The 20,392-nt window shown below is 67.1% G+C and carries 32 protein-coding genes; 31 read left to right on the top strand and 1 reads right to left on the bottom strand.

Going from position 1 to position 20,392, the window contains the following annotated elements:
• The first annotated feature begins 230 nt into the window (after positions 1 to 230).
• The 30 genes from rpsL (at position 231) to HDA39_RS24295 (ending at position 19,039) form a co-directional block, all read left to right on the top strand.
• Positions 231 to 605, top strand: coding sequence for a 30S ribosomal protein S12 (rpsL, locus tag HDA39_RS24440; RefSeq protein ID WP_012923692.1), 375 nt, complete (start codon positions 231 to 233; stop codon positions 603 to 605).
• On the top strand, positions 605 to 1,075 hold the full coding sequence (gene rpsG, locus HDA39_RS24435; RefSeq protein WP_184798782.1) for a 30S ribosomal protein S7: 471 nt from the start codon (positions 605 to 607) through the stop codon (positions 1,073 to 1,075). Before rpsL ends, rpsG begins: the two co-directional genes overlap by 1 nt.
• 99 nt (positions 1,076 to 1,174) lie before the next feature.
• Complete coding sequence (gene fusA, locus HDA39_RS24430; RefSeq protein WP_202894053.1) at positions 1,175 to 3,256, top strand: elongation factor G; 2,082 nt, start codon at positions 1,175 to 1,177, stop codon at positions 3,254 to 3,256.
• A 72-nt stretch (positions 3,257 to 3,328) separates the two neighbouring features.
• Positions 3,329 to 4,522 carry an elongation factor Tu gene (gene tuf / locus HDA39_RS24425; RefSeq protein WP_184798778.1) on the top strand — a complete coding sequence of 398 codons (1,194 nt, stop codon included), beginning with the start codon at positions 3,329 to 3,331 and terminating at the stop codon, positions 4,520 to 4,522.
• Positions 4,523 to 4,902: 380 nt separating this feature from the next.
• Complete coding sequence (rpsJ, locus tag HDA39_RS24420; protein WP_012923688.1) at positions 4,903 to 5,211, top strand: 30S ribosomal protein S10; 309 nt, start codon at positions 4,903 to 4,905, stop codon at positions 5,209 to 5,211.
• 14 nt (positions 5,212 to 5,225) lie between these two features.
• Entirely contained in the window at positions 5,226 to 5,882 is a 657-nt protein-coding gene (rplC, locus tag HDA39_RS24415) for a 50S ribosomal protein L3 (protein ID WP_184798776.1), read from the top strand.
• A complete protein-coding gene (rplD, locus tag HDA39_RS24410; RefSeq protein WP_184798774.1) occupies positions 5,879 to 6,574 on the top strand; it encodes a 50S ribosomal protein L4 in 696 nt (231 codons plus the stop codon). Before rplC ends, rplD begins: the two co-directional genes overlap by 4 nt.
• Complete coding sequence (gene rplW, locus HDA39_RS24405; protein WP_184798772.1) at positions 6,571 to 6,876, top strand: 50S ribosomal protein L23; 306 nt, start codon at positions 6,571 to 6,573, stop codon at positions 6,874 to 6,876. The genes rplD and rplW overlap by 4 nt, the downstream gene beginning before the upstream one ends.
• Positions 6,876 to 7,709: a 50S ribosomal protein L2 gene (gene rplB, locus HDA39_RS24400; RefSeq protein WP_184798770.1), complete on the top strand. Its 834-nt coding sequence runs from the start codon at positions 6,876 to 6,878 to the stop codon at positions 7,707 to 7,709. Before rplW ends, rplB begins: the two co-directional genes overlap by 1 nt.
• A 17-nt stretch (positions 7,710 to 7,726) precedes the next feature.
• Positions 7,727 to 8,008 carry a 30S ribosomal protein S19 gene (rpsS, locus tag HDA39_RS24395; RefSeq protein WP_077019233.1) on the top strand — a complete coding sequence of 94 codons (282 nt, stop codon included), beginning with the start codon at positions 7,727 to 7,729 and terminating at the stop codon, positions 8,006 to 8,008.
• A 51-nt stretch (positions 8,009 to 8,059) separates the two neighbouring features.
• Positions 8,060 to 8,536 carry a 50S ribosomal protein L22 gene (rplV, locus tag HDA39_RS24390; RefSeq protein WP_184798768.1) on the top strand — a complete coding sequence of 159 codons (477 nt, stop codon included), beginning with the start codon at positions 8,060 to 8,062 and terminating at the stop codon, positions 8,534 to 8,536.
• The gene (gene rpsC / locus HDA39_RS24385; RefSeq protein WP_184798766.1) at positions 8,536 to 9,387 is read left to right on the top strand and encodes a 30S ribosomal protein S3; all 852 of its coding nucleotides are present in this window, start codon (positions 8,536 to 8,538) and stop codon (positions 9,385 to 9,387) included. The genes rplV and rpsC overlap by 1 nt, the downstream gene beginning before the upstream one ends.
• A 3-nt stretch (positions 9,388 to 9,390) precedes the next feature.
• Positions 9,391 to 9,810, top strand: coding sequence for a 50S ribosomal protein L16 (gene rplP, locus HDA39_RS24380; RefSeq protein WP_184798764.1), 420 nt, complete (start codon positions 9,391 to 9,393; stop codon positions 9,808 to 9,810).
• Positions 9,810 to 10,106, top strand: a complete 297-nt coding sequence (gene rpmC, locus HDA39_RS24375; protein WP_184798762.1) for a 50S ribosomal protein L29 — start codon at positions 9,810 to 9,812, stop codon at positions 10,104 to 10,106. The genes rplP and rpmC overlap by 1 nt, the downstream gene beginning before the upstream one ends.
• Positions 10,103 to 10,399 carry a 30S ribosomal protein S17 gene (gene rpsQ, locus HDA39_RS24370; RefSeq protein WP_184798760.1) on the top strand — a complete coding sequence of 99 codons (297 nt, stop codon included), beginning with the start codon at positions 10,103 to 10,105 and terminating at the stop codon, positions 10,397 to 10,399. The genes rpmC and rpsQ overlap by 4 nt, the downstream gene beginning before the upstream one ends.
• Before the next feature lie 106 nt (positions 10,400 to 10,505).
• Positions 10,506 to 10,874, top strand: coding sequence for a 50S ribosomal protein L14 (gene rplN / locus HDA39_RS24365; protein ID WP_077019238.1), 369 nt, complete (start codon positions 10,506 to 10,508; stop codon positions 10,872 to 10,874).
• Position 10,875: 1 nt separating this feature from the next.
• Complete coding sequence (gene rplX / locus HDA39_RS24360; protein WP_184798758.1) at positions 10,876 to 11,283, top strand: 50S ribosomal protein L24; 408 nt, start codon at positions 10,876 to 10,878, stop codon at positions 11,281 to 11,283.
• Positions 11,283 to 11,864 (top strand): 50S ribosomal protein L5, encoded by a 582-nt coding sequence (gene rplE / locus HDA39_RS24355; protein WP_184798756.1) that lies wholly within the window; start codon positions 11,283 to 11,285, stop codon positions 11,862 to 11,864. The genes rplX and rplE overlap by 1 nt, the downstream gene beginning before the upstream one ends.
• A gap of 1 nt (position 11,865) precedes the next feature.
• Complete coding sequence (locus HDA39_RS24350; protein ID WP_012923674.1) at positions 11,866 to 12,051, top strand: type Z 30S ribosomal protein S14; 186 nt, start codon at positions 11,866 to 11,868, stop codon at positions 12,049 to 12,051.
• A 94-nt stretch (positions 12,052 to 12,145) separates the two neighbouring features.
• Positions 12,146 to 12,553, top strand: coding sequence for a 30S ribosomal protein S8 (gene rpsH / locus HDA39_RS24345; protein WP_184798754.1), 408 nt, complete (start codon positions 12,146 to 12,148; stop codon positions 12,551 to 12,553).
• Between the two features lie 27 nt (positions 12,554 to 12,580).
• Complete coding sequence (rplF, locus tag HDA39_RS24340; RefSeq protein ID WP_184798752.1) at positions 12,581 to 13,123, top strand: 50S ribosomal protein L6; 543 nt, start codon at positions 12,581 to 12,583, stop codon at positions 13,121 to 13,123.
• Positions 13,124 to 13,125: 2 nt separating this feature from the next.
• Positions 13,126 to 13,509 (top strand): 50S ribosomal protein L18, encoded by a 384-nt coding sequence (rplR, locus tag HDA39_RS24335; protein WP_184798750.1) that lies wholly within the window; start codon positions 13,126 to 13,128, stop codon positions 13,507 to 13,509.
• A 31-nt stretch (positions 13,510 to 13,540) separates the two neighbouring features.
• Positions 13,541 to 14,140, top strand: coding sequence for a 30S ribosomal protein S5 (gene rpsE / locus HDA39_RS24330; RefSeq protein ID WP_184798748.1), 600 nt, complete (start codon positions 13,541 to 13,543; stop codon positions 14,138 to 14,140).
• Positions 14,140 to 14,322 carry a 50S ribosomal protein L30 gene (gene rpmD, locus HDA39_RS24325; protein WP_184798746.1) on the top strand — a complete coding sequence of 61 codons (183 nt, stop codon included), beginning with the start codon at positions 14,140 to 14,142 and terminating at the stop codon, positions 14,320 to 14,322. Before rpsE ends, rpmD begins: the two co-directional genes overlap by 1 nt.
• A gap of 1 nt (position 14,323) precedes the next feature.
• Positions 14,324 to 14,764 carry a 50S ribosomal protein L15 gene (gene rplO / locus HDA39_RS24320; RefSeq protein WP_184798744.1) on the top strand — a complete coding sequence of 147 codons (441 nt, stop codon included), beginning with the start codon at positions 14,324 to 14,326 and terminating at the stop codon, positions 14,762 to 14,764.
• Between the two features lie 132 nt (positions 14,765 to 14,896).
• Complete coding sequence (gene secY, locus HDA39_RS24315; RefSeq protein ID WP_184798742.1) at positions 14,897 to 16,198, top strand: preprotein translocase subunit SecY; 1,302 nt, start codon at positions 14,897 to 14,899, stop codon at positions 16,196 to 16,198.
• Positions 16,198 to 16,770 (top strand): adenylate kinase, encoded by a 573-nt coding sequence (locus HDA39_RS24310; protein WP_202893112.1) that lies wholly within the window; start codon positions 16,198 to 16,200, stop codon positions 16,768 to 16,770. The genes secY and HDA39_RS24310 overlap by 1 nt, the downstream gene beginning before the upstream one ends.
• Before the next feature lie 94 nt (positions 16,771 to 16,864).
• Positions 16,865 to 17,689 carry a type I methionyl aminopeptidase gene (gene map, locus HDA39_RS24305; protein WP_184798739.1) on the top strand — a complete coding sequence of 275 codons (825 nt, stop codon included), beginning with the start codon at positions 16,865 to 16,867 and terminating at the stop codon, positions 17,687 to 17,689.
• Between the two features lie 100 nt (positions 17,690 to 17,789).
• Positions 17,790 to 18,242: a DUF1707 SHOCT-like domain-containing protein gene (locus HDA39_RS24300; protein ID WP_184798737.1), complete on the top strand. Its 453-nt coding sequence runs from the start codon at positions 17,790 to 17,792 to the stop codon at positions 18,240 to 18,242.
• Complete coding sequence (locus HDA39_RS24295; protein WP_184798735.1) at positions 18,239 to 19,039, top strand: type III secretion system chaperone family protein; 801 nt, start codon at positions 18,239 to 18,241, stop codon at positions 19,037 to 19,039. The genes HDA39_RS24300 and HDA39_RS24295 overlap by 4 nt, the downstream gene beginning before the upstream one ends.
• On the opposite strand, the gene HDA39_RS24290 is transcribed toward HDA39_RS24295, so the two are convergent.
• Positions 19,023 to 19,886 (bottom strand): NAD(P)-dependent oxidoreductase, encoded by an 864-nt coding sequence (locus tag HDA39_RS24290; RefSeq protein WP_184798733.1) that lies wholly within the window; start codon positions 19,884 to 19,886, stop codon positions 19,023 to 19,025. The genes HDA39_RS24295 and HDA39_RS24290 overlap by 17 nt on opposite strands.
• Positions 19,887 to 19,961: 75 nt before the next feature.
• Between HDA39_RS24290 and HDA39_RS24285 the strand changes: the two genes are divergently transcribed.
• On the top strand, positions 19,962 to 20,288 hold the full coding sequence (locus HDA39_RS24285) for a winged helix-turn-helix transcriptional regulator (RefSeq protein WP_184798731.1): 327 nt from the start codon (positions 19,962 to 19,964) through the stop codon (positions 20,286 to 20,288).
• Positions 20,289 to 20,392 lie beyond the last annotated feature (104 nt).

Below are 20,392 nucleotides of genomic sequence, written 5' to 3'. Positions count from 1 at the left end.
GTGGTCTGTTTTGACCGTGCATGGGGCAGCCGCTAGTCTTAACGATCGTGCCCGGGTCATCCTGGGCCGTCATGCGTGCCCCTCGTTTCGCGGGTTTGCGCGCGTGGCACGGGACTTCTGCCGACAGTCAGAAAGATTACGGCTCCGGTACGCCCGTGCGCACGCGACACACCCGACCGCGGGGGTCAGGCGCGCAGGAACTGACCGGACGACAGAAAGAGACCTACGCGGTGCCCACCATTCAGCAGCTGGTCCGCAAGGGCCGCCAGGACAAGGTGTCGAAGAACAAGACGCCGGCCCTGAAGGGTTCTCCTCAGCGTCGTGGTGTTTGCACGCGCGTTTACACGACCACCCCGAAGAAGCCGAACTCGGCGCTTCGCAAGGTTGCCCGTGTCCGCCTCACCAGCGGCATCGAGGTCACCGCCTACATCCCGGGTGTCGGCCACAACCTGCAGGAGCACTCGATCGTGCTCGTCCGCGGCGGCCGTGTGAAGGACCTTCCCGGTGTCCGGTACAAGATCATTCGCGGTTCGCTCGACACCCAGGGTGTGAAGAACCGCAAGCAGGCTCGCAGCCGGTACGGCGCGAAGAAGGAGAAGAGCTAATGCCGCGTAAGGGTCCCGCCCCGAAGCGGCCGGTCATCATCGACCCGGTCTACGGTTCGCCGCTGGTCACCCAGTTGATCTCCAAGATCCTGGTGGACGGCAAGAAGCAGATCGCGCAGAGCATCGTCTACACGGCGCTCGAGGGCACCCGGACGAAGACCGGCACCGACCCCGTCATCACGCTGAAGCGCGCGCTGGACAACGTGAAGCCCAGCATCGAGGTGAAGAGCCGCCGCGTCGGTGGTGCCACCTACCAGGTGCCGATCGAGGTCAAGCCGAACCGCTCGACCACGCTCGCCCTGCGCTGGCTCACCTCGTACTCCCGTGCGCGTCGCGAGAAGACCATGGGAGAGCGCCTGATGAACGAGATCCTGGATGCGTCCAACGGTCTCGGCGCGTCGGTGAAGCGTCGCGAGGACACGCACAAGATGGCCGAAGCCAACAAGGCTTTCGCCCACTACCGCTGGTGACGCGGGGCCCGCACCGGGCCCCAGTTCACTCTTTCTAGGCACGACAGAATCGAGAGGTAGACCACCGAGGTGGCCGTACAAATCACCACCGACCTGAGCATGGTGCGCAACATCGGCATCATGGCCCACATCGACGCCGGCAAGACGACGACGACCGAGCGGATCCTCTTCTACACCGGTATCACCTACAAGATCGGTGAGGTCCACGACGGCGCCGCCACGATGGACTGGATGGAGCAGGAGCAGGAGCGCGGCATCACCATCACGTCCGCCGCGACGACCTGCACCTGGAAAGACCACACCATCAACATCATCGACACCCCCGGGCACGTCGACTTCACCGTCGAGGTGGAGCGCTCGCTGCGCGTCCTCGACGGCGCCGTCGCGGTGTTCGACGGTGTCGCCGGTGTCGAGCCGCAGTCCGAGACCGTGTGGCGCCAGGCGGACCGGTACGGTGTACCGCGGATCTGCTTCGTCAACAAGCTGGACCGCACCGGCGCGGAGTTCATGCGCTGCGTCGACATGATCGTCGACCGGCTGGCCGCCGTGCCGCTGGTGCTGCAGCTGCCGATCGGTGCCGAGGCCGACTTCATCGGCGTCGTCGACCTGGTCGGCATGCGGGCGCTGACCTGGCGCGGTGAGACCACGATGGGTGAGGACTACACCGTCGAGGAGATCCCCGCCACGCACACCGAGCTGGCCGCGCTGTGGCGCGACAAGCTGATCGAGACGCTGGCCGAGGCCGACGACGAGATCATGGAGCTGTACCTGGAGGGCGACGAGCCCACCCAGGAGCAGCTGGTCGCGGCCATCCGCCGCGCGACCATCGCCAGCAAGCTGACCCCGGTGCTGACCGGTACGGCGTTCAAGAACAAGGGCGTGCAGCCCCTGCTCGACGCGATCAACGCCTACCTGCCGAGCCCGCTCGACGTGCCCGACATCGAGGGCCACGACGTCAAGGACGAGTCCGTCGTCGTCAGCCGCAAGCCGGCCGACGAGGAGCCGTTCTCTGCGCTGGCGTACAAGATCGCGGCCGACCCGCACCTGGGCAAGCTGACCTTCATCCGGGTGTACTCGGGCAAGCTCGAGACCGGCACCCAGGTCCTGAACCCCACCAAGGGGCGCAAGGAGCGGATCGGCAAGATCTACCGGATGCACGCGAACAAGCGTGAGGAGATCGCGTCGGTCGGCGCCGGCCACATCGTCGCCGTGATGGGTCTGAAGGACACCACCACCGGCGAGACGCTGTGCGACCCGGCCAAGCCGATCATCCTGGAGTCGATGCAGTTCCCGGCTCCGGTCATCTCGGTCGCCATCGAGCCCAAGTCGAAGGCCGACCAGGAGAAGCTCGGCGTCGCGATCCAGCGCCTGGCCGACGAGGACCCGACCTTCCAGGTCCGGACCGACGAGGACACGGGCCAGACGATCATCGCCGGTATGGGGGAGCTCCACCTGGAGATCCTGGTCGACCGGATGAAGCGCGAGTTCCGCGTCGAGGCCAACGTCGGCAAGCCCCAGGTCGCCTACCGCGAGACGATCAAGAAGAAGGTCGAGAAGGTCGACTACACGCACAAGAAGCAGACCGGTGGTTCGGGTCAGTTCGCGCGTGTGATCATCAACATCGAGCCGACCGCCGTCGAGGCCGGAGGTGAGGGCGGGTACGAGTTCGTCAACGCCGTCACCGGTGGCCGGATCCCGCGGGAGTACATCCCGTCGGTGGACGAGGGCGCGCAGGAAGCGATGGAGTTCGGCGTACTGGCCGGCTACCCGATGGTCGACATCAAGGTCACGCTGACCGACGGTGCCTACCACGACGTCGACTCCTCCGAGCTCGCCTTCAAGATCGCCGGTTCGATGGCCTTCAAGGACGCGGCCCGCCGCGCCACGCCGGTCATCCTCGAGCCGATGTTCGCAGTCGAGGTGATCACTCCCGAGGACTACATGGGTGAAGTGATCGGCGACCTCAACTCGCGCCGTGGCCAGATCCAGTCGATGGACGAGGGCCCCGGTGGCAGCCGGGCCATCAAGGCGACGGTGCCGTTGTCCGAGATGTTCGGGTACGTCGGTGACCTGCGGTCGAAGACCCAGGGCCGCGCGTCGTACTCGATGCAGTTCGATTCCTACGCCGAGGTTCCGAAGAACGTGGCGGAAGAGATCATCAAGAAGGCCCGCGGCGAGTAATCTCGCCCCGGACCAACCAACCCACAGCGCGTCGGCGTACGGCGTAAGTCAACATTTTCCAGGAGGGCCCCAGTGGCTAAGGCGAAGTTCGAGCGGACTAAGCCGCACGTCAACATCGGCACCATCGGTCACATCGACCACGGTAAGACCACTCTTACCGCGGCGATCACCAAGGTGCTGCACGACAAGTACCCGACTCTGAACGAGGCCTCGGCCTTCGATCAGATCGACAAGGCGCCGGAAGAGCGCCAGCGCGGTATCACCATCTCGATCGCGCACGTCGAGTACCAGACCGAGGCCCGGCACTACGCCCACGTCGACTGCCCGGGACACGCGGACTACATCAAGAACATGATCACCGGCGCGGCCCAGATGGACGGCGCGATCCTGGTTGTCGCCGCCACCGACGGCCCGATGCCCCAGACGCGTGAGCACGTGCTGCTCGCCCGTCAGGTCGGCGTGCCGGCGATGGTCGTCGCCCTGAACAAGTGCGACATGGTCGACGACGAGGAGATCCTGGAGCTCGTCGAGCTCGAGGTCCGCGAGCTGCTCTCGGACCAGGAGTTCGACGGCGACAACGCGCCGATCGTCCGCGTCGCCGCTCACCCGGCGCTGCAGGGCGACGCCAAGTGGGGCGAGTCGATCATCGAGCTGATGACCGCGGTCGACGAGTACATCCCGCAGCCGGAGCGCGAGATCGACAAGCCGTTCCTGATGCCGGTGGAGGACGTCTTCACCATCACGGGTCGCGGTACGGTCATCACCGGCCGGATCGAGCGCGGCGTGGTCAAGGTCAACGAGACCGTCGACCTGATCGGCATCCGCGAGGCCAAGCAGACCACCACGGTCACCGGCATCGAGATGTTCCGCAAGCTGCTCGACGAGGGCCAGGCCGGTGAGAACGTCGGTCTGCTGCTCCGTGGTACGAAGCGCGAGGACGTCGAGCGCGGCATGGTCGTGATCAAGCCGGGCACGACCACCCCGCACACCAACTTCGACGCGTCGGTCTACATCCTGTCGAAGGAGGAGGGCGGCCGCCACACGCCGTTCTTCCAGAACTACCGCCCGCAGTTCTACTTCCGCACCACGGACGTCACCGGCGTCGTCACGCTGCCCGAGGGCACCGAGATGGTCATGCCGGGCGACAACACCGACATGTCGGTCGAGCTGATCCAGCCGATCGCCATGGAAGAGGGCCTGAAGTTCGCGATCCGGGAAGGTGGCCGTACCGTCGGCGCCGGCCGGGTCACCAAGATCATCAAGTGATCTCACGAGGTCCGCGAGGGCTCGCACGCTGAGCCCCGCGGACCTCTGCTTTGTGCCTGATCCGGCACTCAGGTGGTGCCGGATCCAGGCATGAGGCCACTCGATTGGCATTCCGGTGCCGATCTCTGGCACACTATTCAGGTTGCTCAGGCGAGGCCGCCGGGGCGCGCCCCAGACCGTTTCAGGGTCTGGCAGGTCGCGCCGGACCGGAGACCATGCCGAGGTTCGGTCCGAGACCGAATCCCGATCTCCACTGCTGGGTAGATCCGTCAGGGTCGAAGAGTCGTGACTGGCGCACGTATGCGCCCGGTGCACGACACACCCGACCTCGGGGGTCGGAGCAACGCAACGAAGACGATAGAGAAGGACGAAGCGAAGCGATGGCGGGACAGAAGATCCGCATCCGGCTGAAGGCCTACGACCACGAGGTCATCGACAGCTCGGCGCGCAAGATTGTCGACACGGTGACGCGTACTGGTGCGAAGGTTGCTGGCCCGGTGCCGTTGCCGACGGAAAAGAACGTGTTCTGCGTCATCCGCTCGCCGCACAAGTACAAGGACAGCCGCGAGCACTTCGAGATGCGCACCCACAAGCGGCTCATCGACATCATCGACCCCACGCCGAAGACCGTCGACTCGCTGATGCGGCTCGACCTCCCGGCCGGTGTCGACATCGAGATCAAGCTCTGAGGGAACGCTGACCTATGAGCAAGCAGAAGAACACGCGAGGGCTGCTGGGCACCAAGCTCGGCATGACCCAGACCTGGGACGAGAACAACCGAGTCGTTCCCGTCACCGTGATCCAGGCCGGTCCGTGCGTGGTGACCGAGGTTCGCACCTCGTCCACCCACGGCTACGACGGTCTGCAGATCGCGTTCGGCGACATCGACCCGCGCAAGGTGACCAAGCCCCTGCGCGGCCACTTCGACAAGGCCGGTGTGACCCCGCGCCGGCACCTGCTGGAGCTGCGTACCGCTGACGCCAGCGAGTACACGCTGGGCCAGGAGATCAAGGCCGAGGCCTTCGAGGCCGGCGAGATCGTCGACGTCTCCGCCACCAGCAAGGGCAAGGGCTTCGCCGGTGTCATGAAGCGGCACGGTTTCCACGGCCTGCGCGCCACCCACGGTGTGCACAAGAAGCACCGCTCGCCGGGTTCCATCGGCGGCTGCGCCACCCCGGGCCGGGTTTTCAAGGGCATGAAGATGTCCGGACGGATGGGCCACGAGCAGGTGACCACGCAGAACGTCAAGGTGCACGCCATCGACGTCGAGCGCGGCCTGATCCTGATCAAGGGCGCTGTCCCCGGCCCCAAGGGCGGCCTCGTGCTGATCCGCAACGCCGCGAAGGGAGCGAGCAAGTGAGCACCGTCGACGTGACCGTCGTCAAGGGCGACAAGGTCAGCAAGAAGGGCTCCGTCGAGCTCCCGGCCGAGCTGTTCGACGTCCAGGTGAACATCCCGCTGATCCACCAGGTCGTGGTGGCCCAGCTGGCCGCTGCGCGCCAGGGCACCCACAAGGTGAAGACCCGCGCCGAGGTCTCCGGTGGTGGCGCCAAGCCGTACCGCCAGAAGGGCACCGGCCGCGCTCGCCAGGGTTCGACCCGGGCGCCGCAGTTCACCGGTGGTGGCGTCGTGCACGGCCCGACCCCGCGCGACTACAGCCAGCGGACCCCGAAGAAGATGATCGCCGCCGCCCTGCGCGGTGCGCTCTCGGACCGGGCCCGTGACGGCCGCGTCTTCGTGGTCGAGCAGTTCGTGGACGGCGACGTGCCGTCGACCAAGGCGGCGCTGAAGGTGCTGGCCGAGGTCACCGAGCACGTGAAGGTGCTGGTCGTCGTCGACCGCGCCGACGAGCTGACCTGGGTGAGCCTGCGCAACGTGCCGACCGTGCACCTGATCGCCGCCGACCAGCTGAACGCGTACGACGTGCTCTGCAGCGACGCGGTGGTCTACACCAAGGCAGCGCTGGAGGCCTTCGTCGCCGGCGCGCCCAAGGGCAAGTCCGTCAAGGCTGTCGCGACGTCGACCGAAGCCGAGCAGGAGGTAGAAGCATGAGCCACGGAGTCAACAAGGACCCGCGGGACGTGCTGCTGCGGCCGGTCGTGAGCGAGAAGAGCTACGGCCTGCTGGACGAGCAGAAGTACACGTTCGAGGTCGCACCGGACGCCAACAAGACCGAGATCAAGCTCGCGGTCGAGAAGGTGTTCAAGGTCCGCGTGACCAGCGTCAACACACTGAACCGCAAGGGCAAGCGCCGCCGCACCCGTGCCGGCTGGGGCAAGCGCCCGGACACCAAGCGAGCGATCGTCAGCCTGTCCGGCGACGACCGCATCGACATCTTCGGAGGCCAGTCGTAATGGGTATCCGCAAATACAAGCCGACAACGCCGGGCCGTCGTGGCTCGAGCGTGGCCGACTTCGTCGAGCTCACCCGTTCGACCCCTGAGAAGTCCCTGCTCCGCCCGCTGCCGAAGAAGGGTGGCCGGAACAACTCCGGCAAGATCACCACCCGGCACCACGGTGGCGGTCACAAGCGGGCGTACCGCCTGATCGACTTCAAGCGGTACGACAAGGACGGCGTCCCGGCGAAGGTGGCCGAGATCGAGTACGACCCGAACCGCACCGCGCGGATCGCGCTGCTGCACTACGTCGACGGGGAGAAGCGCTACATCCTCGCCCCGTCGAACCTGAAGCAGGGCACGATCATCGAGAACGGTCCGGCCGCCGACATCAAGGTGGGCAACAACCTGCCGCTGCGCAACATCCCGGTCGGCTCCACGGTGCACGCCGTCGAGCTGCGCCCGGGTGGCGGCGCCAAGATGGCCCGTTCCGCCGGTGCCAGCGTTCAGCTGGTCGCCAAGGAGGGCCGGATGGCCACCCTGCGGATGCCGTCCGGCGAGGTCCGGATGGTCGACGTGCGCTGCCGCGCCACCCTCGGTGAGGTGGGCAACGGCGAGCAGTCGAACATCAACTGGGGCAAGGCGGGCCGGATGCGCTGGAAGGGCAAGCGCCCGACCGTCCGCGGTGTCGCGATGAACCCGGTCGACCACCCGCACGGTGGTGGTGAGGGCAAGACCTCGGGTGGACGCCACCCGGTGTCCCCGTGGGGTCAGCCTGAGGGCCGGACCCGCACCCGCAAGGAAAGCGACCGCATGATCGTCCGGCGCCGCAAGGCCGGCAAGAAGCGCTGATAGGGAGCCGGACAGAAATGCCACGCAGCCTCAAGAAAGGCCCGTTCGTCGACCACCACCTGCTCAAGAAGGTGGAGGTGCAGAACGAGAAGGGCACCAAGAACGTGATCAAGACCTGGTCCCGCCGGTCGATGATCATTCCCGACATGATCGGCCACACGCTCGCGGTGCACGACGGCCGCAAGCACGTGCCCGTGTTCGTGACGGACGCGATGGTCGGGCACAAGCTCGGCGAGTTCGCCCCGACCCGCACGTTCAAGGGTCACGAGAAGGACGACCGGAAGTCACGGCGTCGCTGACCTCTGGTCAGTTGACGACGCGCAAGCAACCTACGGAGAGATTCGAACATCATGAGCGTTCAAGAGCGTAGGGCCGTCAGTGCCCGCCGCGAGAGCCTGCTGGGCGACGAGCCCGGGGCCTTCGCGGTCGCGCGCTTCGTCCGCGTGACGCCGATGAAGGCGCGTCGCGTGCTGGACCTGGTGCGTGGGATGGGTATCGACAACGCCCTCGCCACTCTGAAGTTCGCCCCGCAGGCCGCTGCCGCGACCGTGTACAAGGTCGTCGACAGCGCCGCGGCGAACGCCGAGGGCACCGAGCACCTGAGCCGCGCCGACCTGGTCGTGGTGAAGGCCTTCGTGGACGAGGGACCGACGCTGAAGCGTCACCGTCCCCGTGCACAGGGCCGGGCCACCCGGATCGACAAGCGGACCAGCCACATCACCGTGGTGGTCGGCCCGCGGGCCGAGGAAGAGACCGCCAAGCCGGCGGCCGATGCCAAGAAGGCCACGGGCAAGAAGGCCGCTGAGAAGAAGGGCAGGACCCGCTAGTGGGCCAGAAGGTAAACCCGCACGGGTTCCGCCTCGGTATCAGCACGGACCACAAGAGCCGCTGGTACGCCGACAAGCTGTACAAGGACTACGTCGGCGAGGACGTCAAGATCCGCCGTCTGCTGAGCAAGGGCATGGAGCGCGCCGGCATCTCCCGCGTGGAGATCGAGCGCACCCGTGACCGCGTTCGGGTCGACATCCACACCGCCCGTCCGGGCATCGTCATCGGCCGCCGCGGCGCCGAGGCGGACCGGATCCGGGGCAGCCTCGAGGAGCTCACCGGCAAGCAGGTGCAGCTGAACATCCTCGAGGTCAAGAACGCCGAGGTCGACGCGCAGCTGGTCGCCCAGGGTGTGGCCGAGCAGCTGTCCGGCCGCGTGGCGTTCCGCCGCGCGATGCGCAAGGCGATGCAGACCACCATGCGTGGCGGCGCCCTGGGCATCCGGATCCAGTGCTCCGGCCGGCTCGGTGGCGCGGAGATGTCGCGCTCGGAGTTCTACCGCGAGGGCCGGGTTCCCCTGCACACCCTGCGTGCGGACGTCGACTACGGCTTCTACGAGGCCCGGACGACCTTCGGCCGGATCGGTGTGAAGGTCTGGATCTACAAGGGTGACGTGTCCGGCTCCCGCGCCGAGCGCGAGGCGCAGGCCGCGGCCCGCGCCGCGAACCAGCAGCGTCGTCCGGCTCGCCGTGACGACCGCGGCGGTCGCGGTGGCGAGCGCGGCGGTGACCGTGGCGGACGTCGCGACGACCGTCGTGACGGCGGCGCCCGTAACGAGGCCCCGAAGGCGGAGGCCACCACTGCTCCGGCCGCGGACAAGCCGGCCGAGACGACCGGAACGGAGAGCTGAACCGTGCTCATCCCCCGTAAGGTCAAGCACCGCAAGCAGCACCACCCCAAGCGCACCGGCGCGGCCAAGGGTGGCACCACGCTGGCCTTCGGTGACTTCGGCATCCAGGCGCTGGAGAGCCACTACGTCACCAACCGGCAGATCGAGTCGGCGCGTATCGCGATGACCCGGCACATCAAGCGTGGCGGAAAGGTCTGGATCAACATCTACCCGGACCGCCCGCTGACCAAGAAGCCGGCCGAGACCCGGATGGGTTCCGGTAAGGGTTCGCCGGAGTGGTGGATCGCCAACGTCAAGTCGGGCCGCGTGATGTTCGAGCTGTCCGGTGTCGACGAGCAGACCGCTCGCGAGGCGATGCGCCGCGCGATTCACAAGTTGCCGATGAAGTGCAAATTCATCACCCGAGAGGCAGGTGAGAACTGATGGCTACCCTGACCGCCGCCGAGCTGCGGAACCTGGGCAAGGACGAGCTGCTGAGCAAGCTCGGCGAAGCCAAGGAGGAGCTGTTCAACCTCCGGTTCCAGGCCGCCACGGGTCAGCTGGAGTCCCACGGCCGGCTGCGCGCCGTCCGTAAGGACATCGCCCGCATCTACACGGTGCTGACCGAGCGTGCGCTCGGCATCACCGAAGAGGTGGACGCTCCGGTCGCCGCAGCCGAGGCCGAGACCGAGGCCGACGAGACCGCGGACGACAGCGAGAAGGCTGGGAGCAAGGCATGACCGAGAACACAGCGAAGGACGAGACCGTGAGCACGACCGAGGCGCGCGGCGCACGTAAGACCCGTGAGGGTCTGGTGCTGAGCGACAAGATGGACAAGACCGTCACCGTCGAGGTCGAGGACCGGGTCAAGCACAAGCTGTACGGCAAGGTCATCCGTCGCACCCGCAAGCTCAAGGCGCACGACGAGCAGAACGCCGCCGGCATCGGCGACCGGGTCCTCCTGATGGAGACCCGTCCGCTGTCGGCGACCAAGCGGTGGCGCATCGTCGAGATCCTCGAGAAGGCCAAGTAATCAAGGCCTCGAGGTCACGGCATCGCCCAGCTGTACCCAATCGAAATTATTCGTTCCGCAAGGCTCACGTGAGTGAGAACCAGCGAGACAACCAGGAGATCAACAGATGATCCAGCAGGAGTCGCGACTGAAGGTCGCCGACAACACGGGTGCGAAGGAAATTCTTTGCATCCGCGTGCTCGGTGGCTCCGGTCGGCGCTACGCCGGTGTCGGGGACACGATCGTCGCCACCGTCAAGGACGCGATCCCGGGTGGTGGCGTGAAGAAGGGTGACGTCGTCAAGGCTGTCATCGTGCGAACCGTGAAGGAGCGCCGGCGTCCGGACGGCTCCTACATCCGCTTCGACGAGAACGCCGCCGTCATCCTCAAGGCCGACGGCGAGCCGCGCGGGACCCGCATCTTCGGGCCGGTCGGCCGGGAGCTGCGCGAGAAGCGCTTCATGAAGATCATCTCGCTCGCTCCGGAGGTGCTCTGACATGGCAGACAAGTCCGTAGGCAAGGGGCAGCGCAAGCTGCACGTGAAGAAGGGTGACCTCGTCCGCGTGGTCACCGGCAAGTCCAAGGGACTCGAGGGCAAGATCATCTCGGTCCAGCCCGACGACGAGCTGGTCATCGTCGAAGGCGTGAACCGGGTCAAGAAGCACACCAAGGTGCAGCAGGCCCAGCGCGGCGGCACGACGGGTGGCATCGTCACCCAGGAAGCCCCGATCCACGTCTCCAACGTGATGCTCCTGGTCGAGGTCGACAAGGACGGCAAGAAGCAGAAGGTGACCACCCGCGTCGGGTACAACCGCGTCGAGGTGCAGAAGCGGCGCCCGGACGGTTCGACGTACACCGGTTTCCGGAGCGTCCGGATCGCTCGGCGTACCGGCGAGGAGATCTGATGAGTGCGACAGCGACCGAGGCTGCGACCGACCGGGTCCAGCCGCGGATGAAGACCAAGTACCGCGAAGAGATCGTCGGGCAGCTGCAGGAGCAGTTCAAGTTCGACAACGTCATGCAGGTGCCCGGGCTCACCAAGATCGTGGTGAACATGGGTGTCGGCGAGGCGGCTCGCGACTCCAAGCTGATCGACGGCGCGATCAAGGACCTGGCCGCGATCACCGGCCAGAAGCCGCAGGTCACCAAGGCCCGCAAGTCGATCGCGCAGTTCAAGCTGCGCGAGGGGATGCCGATCGGCGCCCACGTGACGCTGCGCGGCGACCGGATGTGGGAGTTCCTGGACCGGCTGCTGGCGCTCGCGCTGCCCCGGATCCGCGACTTCCGCGGCCTGTCCCCGAAGCAGTTCGACGGCAACGGGAACTACACCTTCGGTCTGACCGAGCAGGTCATGTTCCACGAGATCAACCAGGACAAGATCGATCGTGTCCGGGGCATGGACATCACCGTGGTGACCAGCGCCAAGAACGACGACGAGGGGCGCGCGCTGCTGCGGCAGCTCGGCTTCCCGTTCAAGGAGAACTGACGTGGCGAAGACAGCACTCAAGGTCAAGCAGGCCCGGAAGCCGAAGTTCGCGGTGCGTGGCTACACGCGCTGCCAGCGGTGCGGCCGGCCGAAGGCGGTCTTCCGCAAGTTCGGCCTGTGCCGGATCTGCCTGCGGGAGATGGCGCACCGGGGCGAGCTGCCCGGCGTGACCAAGTCCAGCTGGTGACCGAGCTCTTCAGCACCGAACTTTTCTCCACCCACCATCTAGTCACCGTAGGTCGCCGGCCGGCGAAACCACGGCGGGAAAGAGGCCCCAGGCCATGACGATGACCGACCCGATCGCAGACATGCTGACGCGTCTGCGCAACGCCAACCAGGCGTACCACGAGTCGACCTCGATGCCGTACAGCAAGATCAAGCAGGGCATCGCCGACATCCTGCAGCAGGAGGGTTACATCTCCTCCTACCAGGTCGAGGAGCCCAAGGAGGGCGCCGTCGGCAAGACCCTGATCGTCGACCTGAAGTTCGGGCCGAGCCGGGAGCGCTCCATCGCGGGCGTGCGCCGGATCAGCAAGCCGGGACTGCGGGTCTACGCGAAGTCGACCAACCTGCCGAAGGTGCTGGGAGGCCTGGGCGTCGCGATCATCTCGACGTCGCAGGGTCTGCTCACGGACCGGCAGGCCAAGAACAAGGGCGTTGGCGGGGAAGTCCTCGCCTACGTCTGGTGACGAAGAACCGGAAGGAGGACCACATTCATGTCTCGCATCGGTAAGCTCCCGATCTCGGTCCCGTCCGGCGTCGACGTCACGATCGACGGCCAGACGGTCACCGTCAAGGGTCCCAAGGGTCAGCTCTCGCACGTCGTGGCTGAGCCCATCGTGGTCAACCGTGACGAGGACGGCACCATCGCCGTCGCGCGTCCGGACGACCAGCGCAAGAGCAAGGAACTGCACGGCCTGTCCCGCACTCTGATCGCCAACCTGGTGACCGGCGTGACGGTCGGCTACGAGAAGAAGCTCGAGATCGTCGGCGTCGGGTACCGCGTCCTGGCCAAGGGACCGACCCAGCTGGAGTTCTCGCTCGGCTACAGCCACACGATCACGGTGGACGCGCCCGACGGCATCACGTTCGCCGTCGAGTCGCCGACCAAGTTCTCGGTGCAGGGAATCGACAAGCAGTCCGTCGGTGAGGTCGCCGCGAACATTCGCAAGCTGCGCAAGCCCGAGCCGTACAAGGGCAAGGGTGTGCGGTACGCGGGCGAGCAGGTCCGCCGCAAGGTCGGAAAGGCTGGTAAGTAACGATGGCGATCGGTTTGCGGCACAACAAGCACGCCGCCAGGACGACAGCTTCGCGGCTGCGTCGGCAGATCCGCGTCCGGAAGAAGATCAACGGCACGGCCACGCGGCCGCGCCTGGTGGTCAGCAAGTCGTCGAAGCACCTGTTCGCTCAGGTCATCGACGACGTGGCCGGCGTGACGCTGGTGTCGGCCTCCACGATGGAGTCCGACCTGCGCGGCGCGGAGGCGAACAAGACCGACAAGGCCAAGACGGTGGGCGGCCTGATCGCCGACCGTGCCAAGGCTGCCGGGATCGACTCGGTCGTGTTCGACCGGGCCGGGAACAAGTACCACGGCCGCATCGCGGCACTGGCCGACGCCGCCCGCGAGGGCGGGCTCGGCTTCTGATGACGGCGACAAGGGAAGAAGGTAGTTCGAAATGAGCGGAGGCCAGCAGCGTCGCGGAGGCGGCGCCGGTGGTGAGCGCCGTGGCCGCGACGGTGGTCGCGGTCAGGCAGCTGACAAGACCGCCTACATCGAGCGCGTGGTAGCCATCAACCGGGTCGCCAAGGTCGTGAAGGGTGGTCGTCGCTTCAGCTTCACCGCCCTCGTGGTCGTCGGCGACGGTGAAGGCACCGTCGGTGTGGGGTACGGCAAGGCCAAGGAGGTGCCCGCGGCGATCGCCAAGGGTGTCGAGGAGGCCAAGAAGTCGTTCTTCAAGGTCCCGAGGATCCAGGGCACCATCCCGCACCCGGTCCAGGGTGAGAAGGCCGCCGGCGTGGTCATGCTGCGCCCGGCCGCTCCTGGTACCGGTGTGATCGCGGGTGGCTCGGCGCGCGCCGTCCTGGAGTGCGCGGGGATCCACGACATCCTCAGCAAGTCGCTGGGTTCCTCCAACGCGATCAACGTGGTGCACGCCACGGTGGCCGCGCTGCAGGCCCTGGAGACGCCGGAGGCCGTGGCCGCGCGCCGTGGTCTGCCGGTCGAGCACGTCGCTCCGGCGGCACTGCTGAAGGCGCGGGCGGAGGCGACATCCTGATGGCACGCTTGAAGGTGACGCAGACCCGTTCCGGCATCGGTGGCAAGCAGAACCAGCGCGACACGCTGCGTACCCTGGGCGTCAAGCGGATCGGCGACACCGCCGTCCACGAGGACAAGCCCGAGGTGCGCGGCATGGTGCGCACGGTTCGCCACCTCATCACCGTCGAAGAGGTTGACTGACATGGCGCTCAAGGTTCATCACCTGCGTCCGGCGCCCGGAGCCAAGACCACCAAGATCCGCAAGGGTCGTGGTGAGGGCAGCAAGGGCAAGACGGCCGGCCGCGGTACCAAGGGCAGCAAGGCCCGTAACAACATCCCCGAGTGGTTCGAGGGTGGCCAGATGCCGCTGCACATGCGGCTTCCGAAGCTCAAGGGCTTCAAGAGCAGGAACCGAGTGGAGTTCCAGGTCGTTAACCTGGAGAAGCTCGGACAGTTGTTCCCCGAGGGCGGCGAGGTCGGTGTGACCGAGCTCGTCGCGAAGGGCGCGGTCCGAAGTGGTCAGCCGGTGAAGGTGCTGGGTGACGGCGAACTGACCGTGGCACTGCAGGTTTCGGTGAACAAGTTCTCCAAGTCCGCCAAGGAGAAGATCGCGGCGGCCGGGGGATCCACCACCGAGGTGTGAGTGCCAGGGCTCGTACGGCTCATGCGCTGATATTGTGCGCTGGTTGCCGGACGAGCCCTGGTTCGTCTCTTGCCCAGCTGCTTTGCTAGGCCCTTGCCCTGAGCGGGCATCGGATAACTGTGGGAGGACAGGGTGTTAGGCGCCTTTGCCAACGCGTTCAAGACTCCGGACCTGCGCCGGAAGATCTTGTTCGTGCTCTTCATCGTCGTGATCTTCCGAATCGGTTCGGTCGTGCCGGCGCCTGGCGTCAACGTCAAGTCGCTGGACACCTGTTTGCAGCTCTCCCAGCAGGGTGAGAACGCGAACCTCTACAACCTGATCAACCTGTTCTCCGGCGGTGCGCTGCTGCAGCTCGCGATCTTCGCGCTCGGCATCATGCCGTACATCACCGCCAGCATCATCCTGCAGCTGCTCACCGTGGTGATCCCGCGGCTCGAGGCGCTGAAGAAGGAGGGTCAGGCGGGACAGGGCAAGATCACCCAGTACACCCGGTTCCTGACCGTCGGCCTGGCCGTCCTGCAGGCGACCGCGTTCGTCGCGCTCGCCCGGACCCCCGGCCGCCTCTTCCAGGGCTGCAACGAGCAGCTGCTGCACAGCGACAAGGTGTTCCCGGTCGTCGTCATGGTGCTCACCATGACCGCCGGTACCGGTGTGGTCATGTGGCTCGGTGAGCTGATCACCGACCGCGGTGTCGGCAACGGTATGTCGATCCTGATCTTCACCCAGATCGTCGCCACCTTCCCGACCCAGCTCTGGGCGATCCGCAAGAGCCACGGCATCCCGACGTTCCTGGCGGTGCTGGCGGTCGGTCTGGTGATCATGGCCGCGGTCATCTTCATCGAGCAGGCGCAGCGCCGGATCCCGGTGCAGTACGCCAAGCGGATGGTCGGCCGGAAGATGTTCGGCGGGACCTCGACGTACATCCCGCTGAAGGTCAACCAGGCCGGGGTCATCCCGGTGATCTTCGCCTCCAGCCTGCTCTACCTGCCCGTCCTGGTCAGCCAGTTCCGGCAGGACGAGAAATGGGCGCAGTGGATCCAGGGCAACCTCGTCAAGGGCGACCACCCCATCTACATGGTGACGTACGTCGCGCTTATTATCTTTTTCACGTACTTCTACGTCTCGATTACCTTCAACCCGAAGGAAGTTGCTGACAACATGAAGAAGTACGGCGGCTTCATTCCGGGGATCCGGGCTGGGCGGCCGACGGAGGAGTACCTCTCCTACGTTCTGTCCCGCATCACGCTGCCTGGCGCGCTCTACCTCGCGGTCATCTCGATGATCCCGCTGATCGCGCTGGTGCTCTTGAACGCCAGCCAGAGCTTCCCGTTCGGTGGTACGTCGATCCTGATCATGGTCGGCGTCGGACTGGACACGGTGAAGCAGATCGAGAGTCAGCTGCAGCAGCGTAACTACGAAGGGTTCCTGCGCTGATGAGAATGTTGCTGATGGGTCCGCCCGGGGCGGGCAAGGGCACGCAGGCAAAGGTGCTTGCGGAGCGTCTGAACATCCCGGCAGTCTCCACCGGCGACATCTTCCGGCAGAACGTGAAGGACGAGACCGAGCTGGGTCTCGAGGCGAAGCGGTTCATGGACGCGGGCAACTACGTCCCCGACGAGGTCACGAACGCAATGGTGCGGGACCGGTTGTCCGAAGCGGACGCCGGCGCGGGCTTTCTCCTGGACGGTTACCCCCGGACACTGCCGCAGGTCGGCACGCTGGACGACATCCTGGCCGAGCACGGCCACAAACTGGACGCGGTGGTGGCGCTGGTCGCCGACGCCGACGTCCTGGTGGACCGGATGCTCAAGCGGGCCAAGATCGACGGCCGGGCGGACGACTCCGAGGAGGTCGTCCGGCACCGCCAGGACGTCTACACCGCCGAGACCAAGCCGCTGCTGCAGGTGTACGCGCAGCGCGGTCTGCTGGTCGAGGTGGACGGCGTCGGCGAGATCGACGAGGTCAGCGAGCGCGTGCTCGCCGCCCTGAAGTCGCTCGGCGAATGAACTCCGGGTCCGCCCGGCGACCACACGTCGCCGGGCGGACCTTTTTGCTGTCCAGGGGCCGAACGGGCCGCCACCGAAGTGGAGTACGGAGCAGATGATCTTCAAGGACCGCGGGATCGAGATCAAGACCCGCGAGCAGATCCTGGCCATGCGCAGGGCCGGCCTGGTGGTCGGCCGCACGCTGGAGCTGCTCCGGGCCGCGGTGAAGCCCGGCATCACCACCGGTGAGCTGGACGCGATCGCCGAGGACCACATCCGGTCCTCCGGCGCGACGCCGTCGTTCCTGGGCTACCACGGCTTCACCGGGTCGATCTGTGCCTCGGTGAACGAGGAGATCGTGCACGGCATCCCCGGTGACCGGGTGCTGGCCGACGGCGACCTGATCTCGATCGACTGCGGTGCGATCGTCGACGGCTGGCACGGCGACGCGGCGATCTCGGTCGGCGTCGGCACCATCTCCGACGAGCTGCAGGACCTGGCCCGGGTCTGCGAGGAGTCGATGTGGCGCGGCTTCGCGGCGGCCAGGCTCGGTGGGCGGCTGACCGACATCTCGGCCGCGGTCGAGGCGCACGTGCGCGCCAGTTCGCCGTACGGGATCGTCGAGGACTTCGTCGGGCACGGGATCGGGTCGGCGATGCACCAGCCGCCGAACGTCCCGAACTTCGGCAAGGCGGGCAAGGGCCCCAAGCTGGTCGAGGGGCTGGCCCTGGCGGTCGAGCCGATGATCACGCTGGGCAAGCAGGACAACCACACGCTCGAGGACGACTGGACCGTGGTCACCGACGACGGCACCGTGGCCGCGCACACCGAGCACACGTTCACGCTGACCCCGCAGGGTCCGTGGGTGATGACCGCGCTCGACGGTGGCGAGGCCAAGCTGGCCGAGCTCGGGGTGACGTTCGGCCCGCTGGCCGACTGAGCTGCTCACCCGGGCAGACTTCGGGGCAGCCGTCCGGCGGACGCGCGGGTCAACCCATCGGGGGACGCCGCGCGGTCCCGCGCTGAGGCACACTGGGGGCATGCCCAGCTCGTACCAGCCCCACCAGCGCTTCACCGAAGCCGATCGCGACAAGATCGCCGGCCGGTTGCGCGACGCCTTCGCGGACGGGCGGCTGGACCAGCCGGAGTTCAGCCGGCGACTCGACGACCTGTACGGCGCGCAGACCTACGGCGAGCTGGAGCCGCTGGTGCGTGACCTCCCGCCGGTCCGGACGTACCAGACGCCCGCGGTGGTGCAGAACGTGCAGCCCGCCCCGGAGCCCGGCACCTTCCCGGAACGCAAGAAGGAGAACCAGCCGCAGCGCAACCTGCAGGGGCTGCTCGGCGGTTTCACCGGCGTCGTCGTCATCAACGTGATCATCTGGTTCGTCATCGGCGTCGCCAACGGCGGCGAATGGCCGAACTTCTGGCCGGTCTGGCTGCTGATCCCGTGGGCCCTGATGGGCATGGGTCACTTCGGAAAGCGTCGGTGACCGAGACCGGCGCCGAGGGGTCGCGGCTGCGCCCGGACTGGGCCTGGCAGCTGCGCCAGGGCTCCGCACTGGTCTACGTGCTGTGGTTCCTGGTCGCGGTCCCGCTGGTCGTCGTCGGCCTGCTGGTCGAGCCGCGCTGGGTCGGCTGGCTGGTGCTCGCGTGGTTCCTGGTGCTGGTCGGGCTGACCGCGGCGTTCCGCATCTCCGAGAACCGCCAGCGCCGGGCCTGGTCCGACATGGCCCGGCAGCTGGGCTGGCAGGTCAGCGCGGGCGATCCCGAGCTGATCGACCGCTGGCCGTTCCCGCCGTTCGACGTCGATCCCGCGGCCGAGGTGTACGACGTGACGATCGGCCGGCACCGGGGCCGGGAGCTGATCGCCGGCCGGTTCCGGCACAAGGTCCGGCGCCGGCAGCTCGGCTTCGACTTCCTGGACCTGGAGGTTGACCGGCCGCTCCCGCCGATGCAGTTGCTGCCGACCTCACTGGCGCCCGTCGCCGCGGCCAGCCTGGTGCCGCTGAAGCTGACGGTCGACGGGCTGCCGGAGAAGTACTGCCTGTTCAACGGTCGCGAGGACCTGGCGCTGGAGGTGCTGCACCGGCGGGCGGTCGACGTACTGGGTCAGGTGCCGCCGTTCGGCTTCAGCTGCGAGGGCCGGCGGTTCGTGGCGATCTTCCCGGCGTACCGGGAGGCCTCGGTCGTACTGGCCCACCTCGACGCCGCCTGCGACCTGCTCGCGCTGATCCCCGAGCACGTCTGGCAGACCGGCGAGCAGTGGGCGGCTACCCAGCAGTCCTGAGCAGCGGTACGACGGCCGCGATGTCCTCGTCGCCGTGTCCCTCCCGTACGGCGCGGGCGAGCAGTTCTCCCATCGGGACGAGCAGAGCCGGATCGACGCCCTGATCGCGAGAGGCGTCGAGCAGGTTCACGAACCCGGCCGACTGCATCGCCAGGTTCGAGCCGGCCGCGTCGTCGGCGCCGTACTCCAGTTCCCTTGCCAGAGCAGGGATGCCGGCCATCATGGCGGTGAGCCAGGGGACCAGGAGCTGCTCGGTGAACGCGGTGGGGGAGACCTTCTCGCTGGAGGTCAGCGCGAGGGCCTGGATCGCCCCGGAGAACATGCCGTACATGCCGCTCAGCAGCGCGAGGTCGTGCAACGCGGCGAGGCCCGGGTCAGCTCCGACGAACTGTGGACGAGCGACGGTGGAGAGCGTCGGTCCGTGCTTCTCGAAGGCGGCTTCGGACCCGCTGTAGAGGACGAAGGCGGCCGGACCGCCGATCATCGCGGGGACGGCCATGATGCCGCCGTCCAGGTAGTCGGCGCCCTGCTGCGTGGCCCAGTCGGCGGTACGACGGGCGTGCGCGGGCGTGCCGTTGGTGAGGTTGACCAGCGTGCGGCCGGCGAACTCGGTGGCGGCCGGCGCGAGCGCTTCCTGGACGGAGGCGTCGTCCAGCAGGCAGACGAGGACCAGCGAGCTCGCGCTGACGGCGTCGGCGACGGTCTTCGCGCGGGTGACGCCGGTCAGGTCGGGCGCGCGGCCGGGAGTGCGGTTCCAGACGGTGGTCGGGTGGCCGGCGGAGACGAAGGCCTGGGCGAGGGCGGTTCCCATCGCGCCGAGGCCGAGAACGGTCACGGGTGTCTTCATGGGCCAAGCCTCACGGACACGGTTTAGGATGGACAAGTACCGACTAATTAGTCAGGTACTCACCGAAAGGTAAGTATGAAGCCGTACACCTGTGGGCTGGACGCCGCCGCCGACGTGATCGGCGGGAAGTGGAAGCCGCGCATCCTGTGGGCGCTCAGTCACGGACCGCTACGGTTCGGTGAGTTGCGCAAGGAGGTCTCCGGCGTCACCGAGAAGATGCTGATCCAGCAGTTGCGTGAGCTGGAGTCGCGGCGGATCGTGCACCGGGAGGTCTACCGTCAGGTCCCGCCGAAGGTGGAGTACTCGCTCACGCCGCTCGGCGAGACCCTGAACGTGGCGCTCGGGCCACTGGATCTGTGGGGCGCGGAGCACATGGTGGAGTTGGAGTCCAGCCGTTGCTGAGGCCCGATTGGGTTTCTCACCGGTCAGTGGCGTAGACTCTTCCCTTGGCTCTTTGTAGCCTCTGGTCGCTATGCCCAACGCTCGTTCCGGGCCCGGCGATCGCG

This window comes from Kribbella italica, assembly GCF_014205135.1.
Lineage (GTDB): Bacteria > Actinomycetota > Actinomycetes > Propionibacteriales > Kribbellaceae > Kribbella > Kribbella italica.
Note: the sequence above shows the minus strand (reverse complement) of the source record. Positions and strands in the feature narration are given on the sequence as shown.